The organism is Flavobacterium sp. (assembly GCF_044357305.1).
Taxonomy (GTDB): Bacteria; Bacteroidota; Bacteroidia; order Flavobacteriales; family Flavobacteriaceae; genus Flavobacterium.
Genome location: NZ_JBIKPS010000001.1, coordinates 40,058 through 58,321 on the forward strand (window position 1 = coordinate 40,058; position 18,264 = coordinate 58,321).

Sequence of the window (18,264 nt, forward strand, 5' to 3'; positions counted from 1 at the left end):
GTCAGAGTTTGAAACTCTGACAGAGTTATTTTAAAACATGAAACAAAAACTCCAAGCTTTCTTACAACGCATTTTAAACTACCTAAAAACCAACAAAAAGAAATCTGTAATTATCAGTATTCTTTTACTTGTCTATTATTTTTCGTTGCCTCGTACTCTTTTTCAAGAACCCTATTCCACGGTTATTGAAAGTAACGATGGCGAATTGCTTGCTGCCAAAATTGCAAGTGATGGCCAATGGCGTTTCCCTGCCAAGGATAGCGTACCAGATAAATTCAAAAAATGTATTGTATATTATGAAGACGAACACTTTTACCAACATTTTGGGTTCAATCCAGCGGCTATGTACAAGGCATTTAAACAAAATCGAAGCGCCGGAAAAGTAGTCCGTGGTGGAAGTACCATTACGCAGCAAGTCATTCGGTTATCTAGAAATCACCAAAGGAGAACCTATTTCGAAAAAATAATCGAAATGATTCTTGCCACCCGCTTGGAATTCCGTCATTCTAAAGAAAAAATTTTAGAGTTATATGCTGCTCATGCCCCTTTTGGAGGAAATGTTGTCGGTTTAGAAATGGCTGCTTGGCGGTATTTTGGAGTGCAATCCCACCAATTATCTTGGGCAGAAAGTGCTACATTGGCAGTCTTGCCTAACGCTCCAAGTTTGATTTATCCGGGGAAAAACCAACAAAAATTACTCAAAAAACGCAATGCCCTTTTGTTAAAATTATACAGCGAAAAAATTATGGATAGGATGACGTATCAATTATCTGTTAAAGAGCCCTTGCCACAAAAACCGTATAATTTACCCCAAATTACACCCCATTTATTACAACGCATTGCCAAATCGGAGGAAGGAAAACGCATCAAAACCACCATTGATGTGTCGTTGCAAAATCGTGTCAACCAAATCGCTGCCTATTATTACAACCAATACAAGCAAAATGAAGTGCACAACTTGGCGATTATGGTTATCGATATTCAAAACCGAAATATTATTAGTTATGTGGGAAATGCTCCAACCGACAAAGACCACGACAAAGACGTCGATATTATTGCCGCTCCAAGAAGTACCGGTAGTATTTTGAAACCGTTGCTTTATGCTTCTATGTTAGATGATGGAGAAATTTTACCCAACACTTTGGTTCCCGATATTCCTACCCAAATTTCGGGCTATACTCCAGAAAATTTCAATCTCACTTTTGATGGTGCAGTGCCTGCACAAGGTGCTTTGTCGCGTTCGCTAAACATTCCGGCGGTGTTAATGTTGCAAGAACACGGAGTAAATAATTTTTACGAATTACTCCAAAAATTCAAACTAAAAAACATCAACAAACGTCCCGATCATTACGGATTATCGCTAATTCTTGGTGGTGCCGAAAGCAATTTGTGGGATTTGTGCCGCACCTATGCCAACTTATCGTCAACGCTGAATTACTACAACGCTTCCAAAGGAAACTACCGCATGCAAGAATTTGCCGAACTTAACTACAACAATGATTTTAAACAAGACTACGGAGACCAGAGCAACCAAAAGACAATCTTAGGCGCAGGCTCCATTTTCTTGGCTTACAACGCCATGAAAGAAGTCAACCGTCCCGAAGGGGATGAAGCCTGGAAATTTTATGATTCATCACTAGAAATCGCTTGGAAAACAGGAACTAGTTTCGGAAATCGCGATGCTTGGGCCATCGGAACCAATTCGAGATATGTAGTTGGCGTATGGGTTGGCAACGCTTCAGGCGAAGGACGACCGCAATTAACCGGAGTAGAAAGTGCCGCGCCAATTCTCTTTGATGTATTCAATTTACTTCCAAGAAAAGCATGGTTTCAAGCGCCTTTAAACGATTTAGAATATGCTGATGTTTGCACCAAAAGCGGTTATTTAGCACAAGAAGATTGCCCAAAAACCAAACAACTCATCCCTAAAAAAGGAACCAAAACTGCCATTTGTCCCTACCACAAATTGGTACATTTGGATGTCACGCAACACTATCGGGTAAATAGCAGTTGCGAAAATGTAGACAATATTGTCCGTAAAAAATGGTTTGTTTTGCCTCCCGTAATGGAATGGTATTACAAAAGCAACCACATCGATTATATGCCTTTGCCCCCATTTCGTGCCGATTGCCAGCAAACGCAACAAGCATCCATGGATTTTATTTATCCAAAGGCAAATAGCAAAATTTACTTAACCAAAGATTTCAACAGTAAAATCCAACCCGTAATTATTAAAGTAGCGCATTCCAACAAAGAAGCTAAACTGTATTGGTATGTTGATAATGTCTATAAAGGTACCACCCAAACCTTCCACGAAATGCAAATCGAGGCCAACACCGGCTTTCATTACATCACCGTTGAAGACGAATTCGGAAACGAAATTAAAAGAAAAGTGGAAATTGTGCGGGATTAATTAACTTTTAAACGATTTTTAATATCAAAAAACGCACACTTCGCAATAATTTTTAGACGTTTTTTCAAAATATTTTGTGCCTTTTGTAATAATAGAAAATCAGCACTAATTAGCAACGCAAAACCATACTCAAACAACTCCAAACTCTTTGATTTACTAAAATCTTTTGTGCCTTTTATTAACAACAAAAAGGGTCAAGTAATTTTAGGAGGGGTCACCGACCCCCAATAAAATAAGGAAAAAACAAAAAATAAACCCCACAAAAAAACCGCCAATCTCACGAAAGGCGGTTTCAATTATTTAATTTCTTTTCCGTCACTATCAAAAAAATGATATTCAAGATACGTGTAGGCATCACGAGGAATTATTTTTATCCATTTTTTATGCTCTAAGAACCACTTCGAGCGTATTGATGGAAACCCTTTTTTAAGATATGCTGCCACAAAAGGGTGAACATTAAGTTTCACTTTACTATGGTCTTTAACTATTTTTTCAAGTGAAAAAGCAATCTTATCAATAATCTGAATTGGAGCGTCTACATCTCCGCTCAAATTATTTGGATTCTCTTCTCTTGTTTCAATATTTACTTCTGGTCTTACTCGTTGTCTTGTAATTTGAACTAATCCAAATTTACTCGGCGGTAAGATCTTATGTTTGGCTTTATCGTCGCTCATTTCCTCTTTCAAGAAATTGTATAGAACCTGACGATTTTCTGGATTTTGCATATCGATAAAATCGACTACAATAATACCTCCCATGTCGCGAAGTCTTAATTGGCGAGCAATTTCTGCTGCGGCAATCATGTTCACTTCAAGAGCAGTATCTTCCTGATTAGTTGCTTTGTTAGAACGGTTTCCGCTATTTACATCAATAACGTGTAATGCTTCGGTATGTTCTATAATCAAATAAGCCCCTTTACTCATAGAAACGGTTCGTCCGAATGAGGTTTTTATTTGACGTTCTATATGATATTTCTCAAATAGTGGGGTATCGTTTGACTGATAAAACTTCACTATTTTTTGTTTGTCTGGAGCTATTTCGGCTAAATAGTCCTTTGTTTCTTGGTACAACTCTTCATCATCAATATGAATACCGGTGAAGGTATCATTAAAAACGTCTCTTAATATAGAAGATGCTTTATTAAGCTCTCCTAATACTTTGGACGGATGATGAGCAGTTGGTAATTTTTTACACATTGCAGTCCATCTACTCATAAGATTCTGCAAGTCTTTTTCTAATTCTGTTGTTGTTTTGCCTTCGGCTACTGTTCGCACAATAACACCAAATCCTTTTGGTTTAACTGCTTGTACCAATTTTTTTAATCGGTCTTTTTCTTCTTTTTCTTCTATTTTTTGTGAAATAGAAACACGATCTGAAAAAGGGACAAGAACTAAAAATCTACCGGCAAAAGAAAGCTCAGAGCTTATTCTTGGTCCTTTGGTAGATATAGGTTCTTTAACCACTTGCACTAAAATAGATTGATTGGCGTTTAGCACATCGGCTATAGCACCATCTTTATCAATTTCTTTTTCAAACTGAAAGGTTTTTAGGGAGAAATCTTTTATTTTACCTGTATTTACAAGTTTTATGAATTTCAAATAAGAAAGTAATGCTGGTCCTAAATCGTGGTAATGTAAAAAGGCATCTTTTTCGAAACCTACATTTACAAATGCCGCATTAAGTCCGGGAACAGGTTTTCTAATTTTGGCAATAAAGATATCGCCAACCAGAAAATTGCTTCCTTTTTCTTCTTCTTTGTGTAATTCTATTAGTTTTCCATCTTTTAATAAGGCAAAATCTACAGCATTTTCACCACTTCTGATGATTAATTCTTTATTCATGTTGTAAATTTTTATCCTGACTTCGTGTTAGTAGTTTATAGTTAGTAGTTTATAGTTAAACAACCATAAACTTACAACTCTAAACCATAAACTTTTCAGCAAGGATGGATTAAACATTATTTCAGGTATTACCCGGTGGAATAATATTAAATTTTTAATATAAGATATTAAATTTATGCGGATGCTTTATATTTAATATCTAATTTTTCAAATCTAAAATTCCTTTTCAATGAACGTTTAAAAAGAAAAAAGTAGTTTAAAACTACTTTTTCTTTTTGTGACGGTTAGCTCTCGCTCTTTTTTTACGTTTGTGCGTCGCTACCTTATGTCTTTTTCTTTTTTTACCGCTTGGCATGGTATGAGTTTTTTAGGATTAATAAATAAGTTTTTTAAACTGCAATTTCAGTTTTAGTTTTTACTCCTTCTACAAATACTTTTGCAGGTTTAAATGCAGGAATATTGTGTGCAGGAATTTTAATTGTAGTATTTTTTGAAATGTTTCTACCTGTTTTTTCAGCTCTAGTTTTGATAATAAAACTACCAAACCCTCTTAAGTAAACATTATTCCCACTTTCTAATGATGATTTCACCTCTTCCATTAGTGCTTCAACTGTTGATTGTACATCTCCTTTTTCAAGCCCTAATTTTTCTGAAATTTTTGCTACGATATCTGCTTTCGTCATTTTCTTTCGTATTTAATATTTATTGTAATTTTTTTAAGAGTGCAAATATAGGAATTAAAAAAACAATATTTCAAGTATAATAGATTAAAATTTAATCACATAAAGATTTACTTTTACATCCCAATACATTTAAATGGATTTTTCTAACTCTTTACTGTCATGGTATTTACAAAATAAGCGCGATTTGCCTTGGCGAAACACGGTAAACCCTTATCCTATTTGGCTTTCCGAAATTATGCTACAACAAACGAAGGTAGCGCAGGGACTCCCTTATTTCTTCACTTTCATTGAAGCTTTTCCCACTATTTTAGATTTGGCAAAAGCCGATGAAGAACAAGTTTTGAAACTTTGGCAAGGATTAGGTTACTATTCTCGAGCTAGAAACATGCATAAAACTGCACAAATTATAGCTTTTGAGTTAAAAGGAAACTTCCCAAACAACTATAATGACCTTATAAAACTGAAAGGAGTTGGAGAATATACTGCTGCTGCCATTGCCTCATTTGCGTTTAATGAAGTGGTTCCAGTGGTAGATGGAAATGTTTTTAGAGTACTTTCTCGTTATTTGGATATCGAAACCGACATTGCATCGGCTTCAGCCAAGAAAGAATTTTCGGCTTTAGCCAAAGAATTAATGCCTGAAAATAATCCTGCTTTATTCAATCAGGCAATCATGGAGTTTGGTGCATTGCAATGTGTTCCTAAAAATCCAGATTGTACTAATTGCATCTTTAATACTAGTTGCGCTGCTTTACAAAAGAAAAAAGTAACCGAATTGCCTGTGAAATTGAAAAAAACTAGGGTAACCAATCGGTATTTTAACTATTTAGTTTTTTTAGATAATTTGAATAAGACTATAATTAATAAGAGAACCGAAAAAGGAATTTGGCATAACTTATATGAGTTTCCGGTGATTGAAGCCGAGGAAGAATTGGATTTTGAAACTATCTCGGAAGCAATTTCCGAAAAGTATATTGATTTCTCTATCGATTCAATTGTGGTATATAATCCAGAACAAATAATACATAAACTATCCCATCAAAAATTACATATTAACTTCTATAGAGTTGCCGTAACCGAAGAAATTTTGGAAGGAGTTTCCTTAGATATTCTAAAAAATTACCCATTCCCGATAGTAATTTATAATTTTATTGAAAAATATTCTATTTAATTTGTAAATTTGATATTACAAAAACGCTTTCTTATGTATGGAACTTTAAATAAAGTAATGCTAATTGGCCATTTAGGCAATGATATTAAAATGCACTATTTTGAAGGTGGGAACAGCATTGGTCGCTTTTCTTTAGCAACTAATGAGGTTTATATTAATAAGCAAACCAATGAAAAAATCACTTCAACCGAGTGGCATAACTTGGTTGTACGTAATAAAGCCGCCGAAATTTGTGAAAAATACCTATCTAAAGGAGATAAAATTTATATAGAAGGACGTATAAAATCCCGTCAATGGCAGGCAGAAGATGGCTCTATTAAATATACGACTGAAATTCAAGTTACCGAATTTACTTTTTTAACCGTTAAAAAAGATGCCGATGCCATCAAACAAATGCCCGAATCAGAGACAAAAAACACTAACTTTGACGACATGAATTCTCCAATAGAGAACGATTTGCCTTTTTAATAGTAACCAATTTTATTTAATTTGGACCCAGAGCCCAGTTTTACGTTATTCAATTTAGATTCCAATTTGTTTATTGGAATTTTTGGCATTTGCTGCTTGCTTTTTTGCACAGCAATGGTTGCTGCTGCAGAAGTAGCATTGTTTTCTTTATCCCAAAAGGATTTGTCGGATTTATCGCAACAAAATCCTTCCAAACATTTAATTATCAACCAACTTTTGGCAAAGCCCAAAAAATTATTAGCCACTATTTTGGTAGCAAATAATTTCCTGCATATTGCGGTGGTAATTCTTTTCTCCTTTTCATTGGATAAAGTATTTTCAATGATTGCTATTCCGGCGGTGAAATTTTTAGTGGAAGTACTGTTAGTTACTTTTTTGATCTTACTTTTCGGAGAAGTCCTTCCTAAGGTATATGCTAGTAGAAACAATAAAAAATTTGCCTGTTTTATTGCTTATCCATTATTGATTTTGAATAAAATATTATCGCCAATAAGCATTCCGCTGAGGGGTTTAACCATTTTTATTCAAGAAAAATTAGGAAAACAAAAGACTAATTTTTCTATTGACCATCTTTCGCAAGCATTGGAATTAACTTCTACCGAAGATACTTCCCATGAAGAACAAAAACTTTTGGAAGGCATTGTTTCTTTTGGAAATACCGACACCAAACAGGTCATGAGTCCTAGAATTGACATTTTTGCAGTAGAAATTGAGGAAACTTTTTCAGATATTCTTCCAAAAATTATTGAAAAAGGATATTCCCGAATTCCGGTTTATGAAGACAATATTGACCACATTAAAGGCGTTCTATTTATTAAAGATTTAATTCCGCATATAAATTCGGAAGTTTTTGATTGGAAAACATTACTTCGTGAGCCATTTTTTGTGCCAGAAAACAAGAAATTAGATGATTTATTAAAAGATTTTCAGAGTATGAAAAGCCATTTGGCAATTGTGGTAGATGAATATGGCGGTACCTCTGGCTTGGTTTCTTTAGAGGATGTTATAGAAGAAATTGTTGGCGATATTAGCGATGAATTTGATGAAGAAAATATTAATTATTCGCAAATTGATGCTACGAATTTTCTTTTTGAAGGGAAAATTAACCTAAAAGATTATTATCGAATTATCCCGGTTAACGAAGAATTATTTGAAATTAGAAAAGGAGAAGCAGAGACTTTGGCGGGATTTATCCTAGAAATATTAGGGAATTTTCCGAAAAAAGGACAAAAAATTCAATTTGAAAACTGTCTTTTTACCATTGAGGTAGTAGATAGAAAAAGAATTAAACAAATAAAAGTAACTATTGATGGTTAAGATATTTAAATATAGTTGTGGTTTACTGATAAGCGGAGTGCTATTAATGAGTTGCAAAGAGGAAGTTTTACCAAAGCCCCCAAGTCAATTGCGATTGAATTATCCGGTTGCCGAATATGATGCTTTTGAAAACCATTGTCCATTTATTTTTGAGATGAATTCGGAGGCGGTAATTAAAGAGGATAAAGATTGTGGGTTTACTATTACCTATCCAAAAATGAAAGCTACCATTTATTTAACCTACAAAACGGTGAATAATGATATTGATTTTTTATTACGTGACGCACAGAACCTAACCTACAAAATGCATACCATTAAGGCAGACGAAATAATAGAATTACCTTATTTTAATAAAGTAAAAAAGGTATATGGAACATTTTATGATGTCACCGGAAATGCGGCAACCAACTCATTATTTTATGCAACAGACAGTGTCAAGCATTTTGTCACTGGATCGGTTTACTTTTATGCAAAACCTAATTATGATTCTTTACTCCCTGCAGAAAGTTATGTAAAAAACGATATGCAACATCTAATGGAAACAATAAAATGGAAGTAAAAAAACCTCACCCCCGACCCCTCTCCAAAGGAGAGGGGAGCCAGACTGTGAATGGATTATGTTTGGTTAATGGAAAATAAATAAGGGCTTAAGTTATATACTTAAGCCCTTATTTAATAAATCTATACTAGAATTGATTAAACCTTAGTTCCCGTTTTTACATTAGAAACTTTATACGTTTGTCCATCACCTGTAGTTTCGACCGCTTTTACTAAATCTTCTGATTTTAGTTTGTCCAAATCAAAGTTCACTGTTGCTTGTTTTTTATCAAAATCTACTTTGGCATTTTGAACACCATCCATTTCCGATAGTTTTTTTTCAATTGTCTTAGCACAGCCAACCGCACAGGTCATTCCATCTATACTGAACGAAGCTGTTTCTGGTTTTACAGCTGCAGCTATTTCTTTTTTTGTTCCTGTTTTTGAAGCAGCATCTGCGGGAGTTTTTTCGTTGTTTTTACATCCTACAAAAAGAACTGAAGCAATTGCTATACCTATGATTGAATTTGAAAATTTCATACTATTATATTTTATAGGTTTGGGAATCAATTAATTTATTTTAGCAAAATTACACTATTTTTTAATCGACAATTCATAAAATTATGTCAAATTTGTCGCTTCAAACAAAAAACGATGCAAACCAAACAGCTCCAGTGGACTTTATTAGTAGTGCTTTCCTTAATCTGGGGAAGTTCTTTTATCCTTATCAAGAAAGGATTGATTGGTTTATCACCCTACCAACTGGGAGCCTTACGAATTATTTTTACCGCCGGGTTTTTATTGCTAATAGGATTTAAAAGTTTAACCGAAATAAAACTCTACCAATGGAAATACATTGCTTTAACGGCACTGTTTGGCACTTTTATTCCAGCCTTTCTTTTTGCTGTAGCTGAAACCAAAGTAAGTAGCTCGATATGTTCTATTTTAAATTCCCTAACGCCATTAAATACTTTATTAATAGGATTTGTAGCGTTTGGACTTTCGTTTAAAAGAAGCCAATTTATTGGCGTGGTGATTGGTTTAGTTGGCACTGCCGTTTTAATTTTTAATGGCAAACAAGAAAGTTCTAATGACAATTACTATTATGCCATTTTGGTGATTATTGCTTCCGTTTGTTATGCTGTAAATGTAAATTTGATAAAGAAATTACTTTCAGATGTAAAGCCATTAAGCATCACTACTGGAAATTTTGTGGTGCTGTTAGTGCCAGCATTAGTAATTTTATTTTCAACTGATTTTTTGTCAATTGTCTCTTTACCAAAAACGCAACATTCGATGTTGTATATTATAATTCTTGGCATCGTTGGGACTGGAATTGCAAACATTTGTTTCTTTAAATTGATTCAAATATCCTCTCCAGTATTTGCCTCTTCGGTGACTTATTTAATTCCAATTGTGGCATTTTTTTGGGGATTATTAGATCATGAAATGCTTACTCCTTTGCAATTCTTTGGAGCATTTGTAATCTTAATTGGGGTGTATTTAGCAAATAAAAAATAATCTTAAAACTATTATATACAAAAAAAACCGCCATTGCTGACGGTCTTTTCTAATTTATGGTAGTTCTGATTATTGAAAATCAGCATCCGAAACACCTTCATTAATTTTAACATCGGTAACTTTAATTTCAATCTCTCTTCCTTGAGACATAACAATAACGTAAGGAATTTTAATTCCTTTAACTTCTTTATAATCGTTAAAGCTTATCGTTGAAGTCATTTTTTGTCCATTTTTTTCAGTGGTAGTTGATGACATAACTTTAAGACCCGTTTTCACGTCATAATATAATGTGGTTTTTCCGTTTTTAATGGCATAAGCATCACTGCCATTTATTGGTTCTATTCCATCCAATGTTACATCTGCTTTTTTAGATAATAACAATTCTTCAAAAGTAGTTGCAGTTGCTTTTTTCTCAGCAAATTCTTCTGGAGTTAAATCCTTTTTTTGACCTTGAGCAGCTGAATAACCTGTTTTATCACCTACTACTTGTTTAGATAATTCCATCATTCCAACCAATTCCAATTTAAAAAATACTCTTCCTTTTGTGTCTTTTTTAGAAACATAAGAAAGAGGCGCTGGTGCACCTTCAATCTCTGAAGCACCTGTAACAAATAAAGATTTCACTCCTGTTACGGCTTTTTCTCCTCCAATTGCTGCAATGTAACCATCTAAAACTGTTTTAACGGTAACTCCTGCTGGAGCTGGTTTTTTCATTTTAGGTTTTTCGGTAGGATTACCAAATTTGTCAAAATAGAACATTGGAATTTTTAGTTTTTCCAATCCTGGTATAACATCAGTCCCTTTTCCTGTAATTAAAATTCGCATGTTATCAGCAAGAATGTACTTGTTCATTACTCGCATTACATCGTCAGCAGTTACTGCTTGAATATTTTTGATGTAATTTTCATAAAAATCAGCAGGTAAACCTTCGGTTTCAATATTAAGTGCATAACGAGCAATGGTTTGTGGTTTTTCAACTTGCATTACAAATCGACCAACATAACCAGCTTTTACGTTACTCAAGGCTTCATCCGTTACTTTTTCGGTTCTAATTCTTTTAATTTCTTTAATGAATTCTACCACAGCACTATCTGTAACCATATTTCTTACTTGAGAATTGGCTTTAAATTTGCTAACAGTATATTTATTAACTCCAACACTTGAACGCGCACCATAAGTCCAACCGTGAGCTTCTCTTAAATTCATATTTAAATAACTGTTGAAATCGCCACCCAATACTTGGTTTGCAACAATAACAGGAAAATAATCTGGATCAGATAGTTTTAAATTAACTGAGTTTACCAAGGAAATTTCCGACTGTACTGCATTAGGCATATCTACAAAATTGATTTGAGTGTATTGTACATTGCTTGGCGCAGAGTAGGATAAATTTGGTGCGGTAGCTTTTAACCAAGAACCAAATAATTTCTCTACCATTTTTTTAGTGTCCTTGAATTTTACATCTCCAATTACTACTAAATAAGCATGTTCTGGAACGAAATATGTTCCGTAATGGGCTTTCACATCTGCAAGAGAAACATTTTTAATGGATGCTTCAGCCAAATATTCTCCAGCTGGATGATTTTTCCCGTATACCAATACATTTTCAACACGACCTGCAACCACAGGAACACTTTTTTCTTGTGTTTTTAAACCTTCTATTAGCTTGTCCTTTTCTTTGTCAAATTCTTCTTGAGTAAAATTAGGGTCTAGGGTACCTTCTGCCATTAATTCTAAAATTCTTTTAGAATATTTTGAAAGTCCACTTGCATAGGCTCCGTTAGTGCTAAAGTTTATATCAGCACCAAGGAAGTCAATTTCTTCGTTGAAAGCATCTTTAGCAATTTTCATTGAACCATTACCAATTAGACCTCCTGTTAATTCATCAACCCCTTTTTTATCGCCTTCGGTGTAAGGCGCATTGTCTAATGATAAATTAAAAGAAACCCTTGGTAATTTATGATCTTCTACCACTAGTACTTTTAAACCATTAGGCAAGATAAAGGATACTGGTTTTTTAATGTTTATTGTAGGAGCAGGTCCTGGTTTTGGCTGGCTTCTATCTTGTGCTTGCATAGTTATAGTTAAAAACAAGCCCGATAATAATATAATTGATTTTCTCATTTTCTTGTTAGTTTATTTATTTTCAGCTTTGTCTTTTGCAGGAATATAATCCAAAAGCAAACGTTGATTTGGATTCAAATATTTTTTTGCGATGTCTCTAATTTCTTCACGAGTAATAGAATTGTATATTTCTATTTCGGTATTAATTAAATTTACATCACCATATAATAAATAATAAGTTGCTAAATTATCAGCAATCCCTTCAACACTTGCGTTTCCACTAACGTAACTGTTCTCGAATTTATTTTTTAATTTTTGAAGATCATTTTCAGATATCAATTCCGATTGAAGTTTTACAATTTCTTCATCTACTTCTTTAATAATATCTTTAGATGTAAAATCGCCTTGTGGCATTCCGTAAAGAATATAGGTACCGTAGTCTTCTTGGTTGTAACTAAAAGCACCTATTTGAAGCGCCATTTTCTTGTCGTCTACAATTTTTTTATACAATTTTGAACTTTTACCATCACTTAAATAAGTAGATATAAAATCCAAAACTCTAGCGTCTCTAGTTTTCATGGATGCTGTTCTGTAAGCGGCAACCACCATTGGTTTTTGAATATTATTGTCTTCAAAAGTAGCATTGATTGGCTGAGTGATTGGGTCCTCTACAAAAGTTTCACGAACTATTGCTGGTCCTTTAGGAATAGATCCAAAATACTTTTCTATCCATTCTTTTGTTTGTGTAGGATTGTTAATGTCTCCCGCAACTACAAGAACCGAGTTATTAGGAATGTAGAATTTTTTATTGAATGCTTGGAATTCTTCTAATTTAGAAGCGTCCAAATGATCCATTGAACCGATGGTTGTCCAACGGTATGGGTGTTTGGTAAACATGTTTTTTTTCACTTGCGGAATCAATTGACCATAAGGACTATTGTCATAACGCAATCTTTTTTCTTCTTTTACCACTTCGTTTTGCGTGTCAACACCTATTTGGTTAATAACCGGGTGCATCATTCGTTCCGATTCCATCCATAATCCCAATTCTAAATTATTAGAAGGGAAAACTTCATAGTAATAAGTTCTGTCTTCGGTAGTATTGGCGTTGTTGGTACCTCCGTTAGAAGTAACAATTTTAAACCATTCACCTCGTTTGATGTTTTCAGTTCCTTCAAATAAAAGGTGTTCAAAAAAGTGTGCAAAACCAGTTCTATCTGGTTGTTCGTCTTTGGCCCCCACGTGGTACATAACCGAGGTTATTACAACTGGCGCTGATGGATCGTTGTGTAAAATAACGTGCATTCCATTGGCTAAATCATATTCCTCAAAAGCGACCTTTTGGGCATGAGCTGTTCCTCCTAGCATAAGCAATGAACTTAAAGCGATTAATGATTTTTTCATAAAAAATTATACAGTTTTGGTTGACAGTACGATTAGTGTACTGATTGAATTTTTTGTTACACAAAAATATCATTATTTTTCAATTTTCGCTGAAAGAAATAAAATATTAGCATAATATTATAACAAACTGATTATTAACTAAAACTTTTTTGAATAAGAGTTGTAAGAGAAATATTTATTTGTATATTTGCAACCTTAAAAAAATTAACTAAACAATTTGTTATGTACGCAATCGTAGAGATAGCAGGGCAACAATTTAAAGTAAGCAAAGACTTAAAGGTTTATGTTCACCGTTTATCTAATGAAGAAGGTTCAAAAATTTCTTTTGACAAAGTTCTTTTATTAGATGATAATGGCACAATCACTTTAGGCGCCCCAGCTATAGAAGGTGCTTCAGTAGAAGCAAAAGTGTTACAACACTTAAAAGGTGATAAAGTAATCGTTTTCAAAAAGAAAAGAAGAAAAGGTTACAAAAAGAGAAACGGTCACCGTCAGTATTTAACACAAATCCTTATTGAAGGTATTAGTGCTACTGGTGGAAAGAAAGCAGCCCCTAAAAAGGAAGCAGCACCGGTTGTTGAAACTGTAGAAGAAGAGGTAGCTCCTAAAAAAGCTAAAGCTCCTAAAGCAGAAAAAGCAACTGAACAAGTAGCAGCAGCTCCTAAAAAAGCTAAAAAAACAGATAGTCAAGAGTAATAACTTATAAAACCAAAACATCATGGCTCACAAGAAAGGTGTCGGTAGTTCGAAGAATGGTAGAGAATCACATTCTAAACGTTTAGGCGTTAAGATATATGGTGGTCAAGCTGCAATTGCTGGTAACATTATCGTAAGACAAAGAGGTTCAAAACACAATCCAGGAGAAAACGTTTACATTAGTAAAGATCATACTTTACATGCAAGAGTTGATGGAGTTGTGAAATTTCAGAAAAAAGCTGGCGATAAGTCGTTTGTTTCTATAATTCCTTTTGAAGCATAATCTAATTCAATTTAGACATTTTAAAACCCGTTCAGTGATGATCGGGTTTTTTGTTTGACACTGTTTTAGGTTTTGTTTTATAAATTTATTAAGCGAAAGTGAATATTTTGTTTGGGAATAGATGAAATTATTTTGTTTTTTGAATATAAAAAAACCTCTAAATTTCATTGGAAGTGGATTGATTCACTTTCAAACTTCAATTTATATATTCATTATAATAACTTTAAATTATTAGTTTTGTTGAAACATGATAAATATCATGTTTTTAACTCTTTTTTTTAACTTTATTCGAACGATTATTTTAATGTACTGTTTTTTTAAGCTAAATTTTAATTACTATTTTATTATCATGCAACATAGAGGAAAAATAATAAAAATTGCAGTTTATAAAAGTGGATTTCCTATTACGAATTTGGCTAAAAGGTTAAATAAAAGTAGGAGATGGGTATATCTAATGTTCGAAAAAAAAGAAATTTCTCTAGATTTGATTTTACAAATAGGGAATATTATACATTTTGATTTCACCCAAGAAATTAATGCCTTGAACAGTTTAAGAATTAATAATTATGTTGATTATAAAAACAGTATTTATTGGGAAAATAAATATTTAACCCTATTAGAAAAATTTAATGAATATAAGCATTCGCAAAAAATATAATCGATTTAAAAAAAAAGATGCGATACTCCAGAATTTGAGTCCAATTTTATATTTTCTAACCGAATGTCCATCTTGATACAAAGGACTTAATAGTTGGGTTTGAAACCCAATTTTACAAGGTGATTAACCTGTTTGAATTCGAAGGTACTAAAACTGTAATTGCTTGGATAAAATTACTCAAAAGTGTTTTTTATGCATTGTTGATTCACTTCAAACCAACCAGAATTTAAATCTATTTCTATTAAACCACAAAATACCCTGTTGATTTTCCTTGCCCTTCTTTTATTATAATTCCTTTTAAAACTAATTTAGCCAAAGATTTTTTTAACGGTTGGTATGTATATCAAGTTTCTTCGCTATGTTGCTAGAGGCACAACCAGCATGGTTTTGAATAAAGAATACCATGCGCTTCTCCCGTTGTGAAATAGGTTGTTCGGTTTTGCTTTTATCTAATTTAATCAGCAACTGTTCTTGTATATTTATCAAACAACTGATAAAAAAAGTTAACCTGTTCGTAACATTTTCTCCTGGTCTGTTTCGCTGTGTTTGCATGAGTAACTTTGTAATACTCCGATTTTCTACTTTCAATCTCATGTTCAAAACTAACATATTGAATCCATGAATAGCGATTTTTTAAAAGCAGTAAACTCCCAAGCAATCTGCTTAATCTTCCGTTGCCATCTTGAAATGGATGGATGCTTAAAAATTCGTAAACAAACAAAGCTGACTTTACCAAGGGAATTGTTTCCTTGTCCGAATTATACCATTCAAACAGCTGTATCATGGCGTCTTGTGTTGCCAATCCAGGCTCCGTTGTAGTGAAAACGATTTGCTTTGTACCATCAACCAAATTAGCTTCAACTGCATTACTCACTTGCTTGTAGTTTCCTCTACACCAAGCATCTTTTTCGACATGTAACATCAATATCATATGCATGTTTTTGATTTGACTTTCAGAAATACCAATGAATTCATAGTTTTCAGCGATCGAATCTAAGGCTTCAAAATAACCAATGACTTCCTGCTCATCTCTTTCTTCTAATTTGGAAATAGATAATTTTTCAATCAACACTGCCATTTCATCGTCAGTCATTTTTGAACCTTCAATCCTTGTTGAAGCACCCAAACTTCGCACAGTAGCAATAGATTTTAATTGCTTCAAAGAAGCACCTTCCCACTTTTCAATAGTTGCCCATGAAGCATCAAATCGTTCAATTTTACTCAGCTCAGTCATGAACTTCATGCCCAAGTCTAATTTCAATGTATGAATAGTTAAACTCACGATAATATACGTATTTATTCGCAAATATAGATACGTAACATTAATAGTAAATATAAAAAGCTCTTTCCGAATAATAACCATCATATATAACTTGAAGTGTTTGTATAACTTTAATTTTATACATATTTTAAAATATTTATTTTTTGCTACTCTTTAATGGATTTTCGCTTACTCCATTTATTTATAGTTTCAATTCAAAATTCCTTTAAATCCAAAACAAATTCTTACTATAATAAAAAAAAGGTTTCAGTACAGTAACTTTTTTTCAACTTTTGGATACTCGGGAATTCCAACTGCTAATAATTCAACTGCATTTGGAACTGGAATTAATAACACTGCTAATTTAGTAACTGCTTGTAGAGAAGGCACTGTAGCTTATATATGTGATGCACTTACAATTGATGGCTACTCGGATTGGTTTCTGCCAAGTAAAGATGAACTATCTTTAGTTTATCAAAACTACGCATTAGTTGGTGGAGTGTATCCTACCACAAGTCAAGGGGTATGGAGTTCAAGCGAAGTTGATGCAAACAGTGGATATGTTTGTAGTTTTGATGAAGGAGGATGGGTTTTTTTACCAAAAACGTATGGTTTTTGTGTTAAGCCTTTAAGGAAATTTTAATTTTAGGAGAGGTCACACGCACATGTAATTGTAGGTCAATGGTCAGTTTATTAAAATGAAATCTTCAGGTTCGGAAGGTGAATTTTCAGGTAAAAAGGGTGAAAATTCAAGTTAATAACCTGAATTTTCACCCTTTTTACTTGAATTTTAAAGTTCCGACCCTGAACGATGAATATTGAAAACTATGGTGCCGGATTCGGAATTAACTCTTGAATTTTATTGATTTCGGCGAGAACTTCTGGAGATAAAACCACTTCAAAAGCATCTATATTGGCTTTCAATTGTTCTAAAGAAGTAGCTCCGATAATAGTTGAAGTTACAAAACTTTGTTGGTGAACAAACGCTAATGCCATTTGAGCAATGGTCAAATTATTTGCTTTAGCTAAAACATTATATAATCGAGTGGCTTTCACCGCATTTTCGCCAGTATATCTAACGAATTGCGGGAATTTCGCCATTCTATATTCCGGATTAATTCCGTTTAAATATTTACCAGATAGCGTTCCAAAACCTAATGGTGAATAAGCCAAAAGACCCACGTTTTCACGCATACAAATTTCCGAAAGGCCCACTTCAAACAAACGATTCAATAACGAATACGGATTTTGAATAGTAGCAATTCTTGGTAAATTATTCTTTTCGCTTTCTTGTAAAAAACGCATCACGCCGTAGGGATTTTCATTAGAAACTCCGATGCTTTTTATTTTTCCTTCTTTTACTAATCCGTCATAAATAGATAGTACTTCTGCAAAATTATCTTGCCAATTGGTATCAATTTTGGTCAACCCGCGTTGCCCAAACATATTCATGACACGTTCTGGCCAGTGCATTTGATACAAATCAATGACATCGGTTTGTAAATTTTTTAAACTCAATTCTACCGCATCGTGTATACTTTTCTTAGAAAAATCTAAGGGTTGACGAATGTATTCCATCCCGCGATGGGGCCCTGCAATTTTGGTAGCAACCACCAACTTCTGTCTTTCGGAAGATCCAATTTTGTGTAACCAACTTCCTATATGGCGTTCGGTACTTCCCACAATTTGGGCATTCCCTCCAATAGGATACATTTCGGCAGTATCAATAAAATTGATGCCTCGTGCTATGGCGTAATCCAATTGATCATGAGATTCGGCTTCACTGTTTTGGTTGCCAAAAGTCATGGTTCCAAGGCAAATGGTACTAATTTTTAAATCGGAATTCGGGAGGTTGGTATATTTCATTTTGTTTTAATAGGAGATAAGAGTTGCAAAAATACATTTTAGAAAAGGATTTCAAATGCTAACAGTTGTTAAACAAACTAA

15 protein-coding genes are annotated in these 18,264 nt (G+C 33.6%); 8 read left to right on the top strand and 7 right to left on the bottom strand.

All coding sequences use genetic code 11. From position 1 onward, the window contains the following. The first annotated feature begins 37 nt into the window (after positions 1-37). On the top strand, positions 38-2,413 hold the full coding sequence (gene pbpC / locus ACIQ2J_RS00190) for a penicillin-binding protein 1C (protein ID WP_396165263.1): 2,376 nt from the start codon (positions 38-40) through the stop codon (positions 2,411-2,413). Positions 2,414-2,709: 296 nt separating this feature from the next. Here pbpC and ACIQ2J_RS00195 read toward each other — a convergent pair whose 3' ends face one another. Next, the gene (locus ACIQ2J_RS00195; protein ID WP_396165265.1) at positions 2,710-4,254 is read right to left on the bottom strand and encodes an Rne/Rng family ribonuclease; all 1,545 of its coding nucleotides are present in this window, start codon (positions 4,252-4,254) and stop codon (positions 2,710-2,712) included. 389 nt (positions 4,255-4,643) lie between these two features. Further along, a complete protein-coding gene (locus ACIQ2J_RS00200; RefSeq protein ID WP_396165268.1) occupies positions 4,644-4,937 on the bottom strand; it encodes an HU family DNA-binding protein in 294 nt (97 codons plus the stop codon). Between the two features lie 133 nt (positions 4,938-5,070). On the opposite strand from ACIQ2J_RS00200, the gene mutY reads away from it, so the two are divergent. The 4 genes from mutY to gldD are packed head-to-tail and all read left to right on the top strand — an operon-like array spanning position 5,071 to position 8,452. Further along, on the top strand, positions 5,071-6,108 hold the full coding sequence (gene mutY, locus ACIQ2J_RS00205; RefSeq protein WP_396165272.1) for an A/G-specific adenine glycosylase: 1,038 nt from the start codon (positions 5,071-5,073) through the stop codon (positions 6,106-6,108). A 33-nt stretch (positions 6,109-6,141) separates the two neighbouring features. After that, positions 6,142-6,576, top strand: coding sequence for a single-stranded DNA-binding protein (locus tag ACIQ2J_RS00210; RefSeq protein WP_396165274.1), 435 nt, complete (start codon positions 6,142-6,144; stop codon positions 6,574-6,576). Between the two features lie 21 nt (positions 6,577-6,597). Then, entirely contained in the window at positions 6,598-7,893 is a 1,296-nt protein-coding gene (locus tag ACIQ2J_RS00215) for a gliding motility-associated protein GldE (protein WP_396165276.1), read from the top strand. Continuing rightward, positions 7,886-8,452, top strand: coding sequence for a gliding motility lipoprotein GldD (gldD, locus tag ACIQ2J_RS00220; RefSeq protein ID WP_396165279.1), 567 nt, complete (start codon positions 7,886-7,888; stop codon positions 8,450-8,452). Before ACIQ2J_RS00215 ends, gldD begins: the two co-directional genes overlap by 8 nt. 137 nt (positions 8,453-8,589) lie before the next feature. On the opposite strand, the gene ACIQ2J_RS00225 is transcribed toward gldD, so the two are convergent. Beyond that, positions 8,590-8,970 (bottom strand): heavy-metal-associated domain-containing protein, encoded by a 381-nt coding sequence (locus ACIQ2J_RS00225; RefSeq protein WP_396165281.1) that lies wholly within the window; start codon positions 8,968-8,970, stop codon positions 8,590-8,592. A gap of 114 nt (positions 8,971-9,084) precedes the next feature. On the opposite strand from ACIQ2J_RS00225, the gene ACIQ2J_RS00230 reads away from it, so the two are divergent. Further along, on the top strand, positions 9,085-9,951 hold the full coding sequence (locus ACIQ2J_RS00230) for a DMT family transporter (RefSeq protein ID WP_396165283.1): 867 nt from the start codon (positions 9,085-9,087) through the stop codon (positions 9,949-9,951). Between the two features lie 69 nt (positions 9,952-10,020). Here the strand turns inward: ACIQ2J_RS00230 and ACIQ2J_RS00235 are convergent, their stop codons facing one another. Beyond that, on the bottom strand, positions 10,021-12,075 hold the full coding sequence (locus ACIQ2J_RS00235; RefSeq protein WP_396165285.1) for an insulinase family protein: 2,055 nt from the start codon (positions 12,073-12,075) through the stop codon (positions 10,021-10,023). Between the two features lie 12 nt (positions 12,076-12,087). Further along, positions 12,088-13,419: a M16 family metallopeptidase gene (locus ACIQ2J_RS00240; RefSeq protein ID WP_396165287.1), complete on the bottom strand. Its 1,332-nt coding sequence runs from the start codon at positions 13,417-13,419 to the stop codon at positions 12,088-12,090. A 222-nt stretch (positions 13,420-13,641) separates the two neighbouring features. Between ACIQ2J_RS00240 and rplU the strand changes: the two genes are divergently transcribed. Then, positions 13,642-14,115 (top strand): 50S ribosomal protein L21, encoded by a 474-nt coding sequence (gene rplU, locus ACIQ2J_RS00245; protein WP_396165289.1) that lies wholly within the window; start codon positions 13,642-13,644, stop codon positions 14,113-14,115. Positions 14,116-14,137: 22 nt separating this feature from the next. Further along, a complete protein-coding gene (rpmA, locus tag ACIQ2J_RS00250; RefSeq protein ID WP_035127829.1) occupies positions 14,138-14,398 on the top strand; it encodes a 50S ribosomal protein L27 in 261 nt (86 codons plus the stop codon). A 1,112-nt stretch (positions 14,399-15,510) separates the two neighbouring features. Here rpmA and ACIQ2J_RS00255 read toward each other — a convergent pair. Next, positions 15,511-16,299, bottom strand: coding sequence for a Fic family protein (locus ACIQ2J_RS00255; RefSeq protein WP_396165292.1), 789 nt, complete (start codon positions 16,297-16,299; stop codon positions 15,511-15,513). Positions 16,300-17,142: 843 nt separating this feature from the next. After that, positions 17,143-18,183 (bottom strand): aldo/keto reductase, encoded by a 1,041-nt coding sequence (locus tag ACIQ2J_RS00260; RefSeq protein ID WP_396165294.1) that lies wholly within the window; start codon positions 18,181-18,183, stop codon positions 17,143-17,145. Between the last annotated feature and the right edge of the window lie 81 nt (positions 18,184-18,264).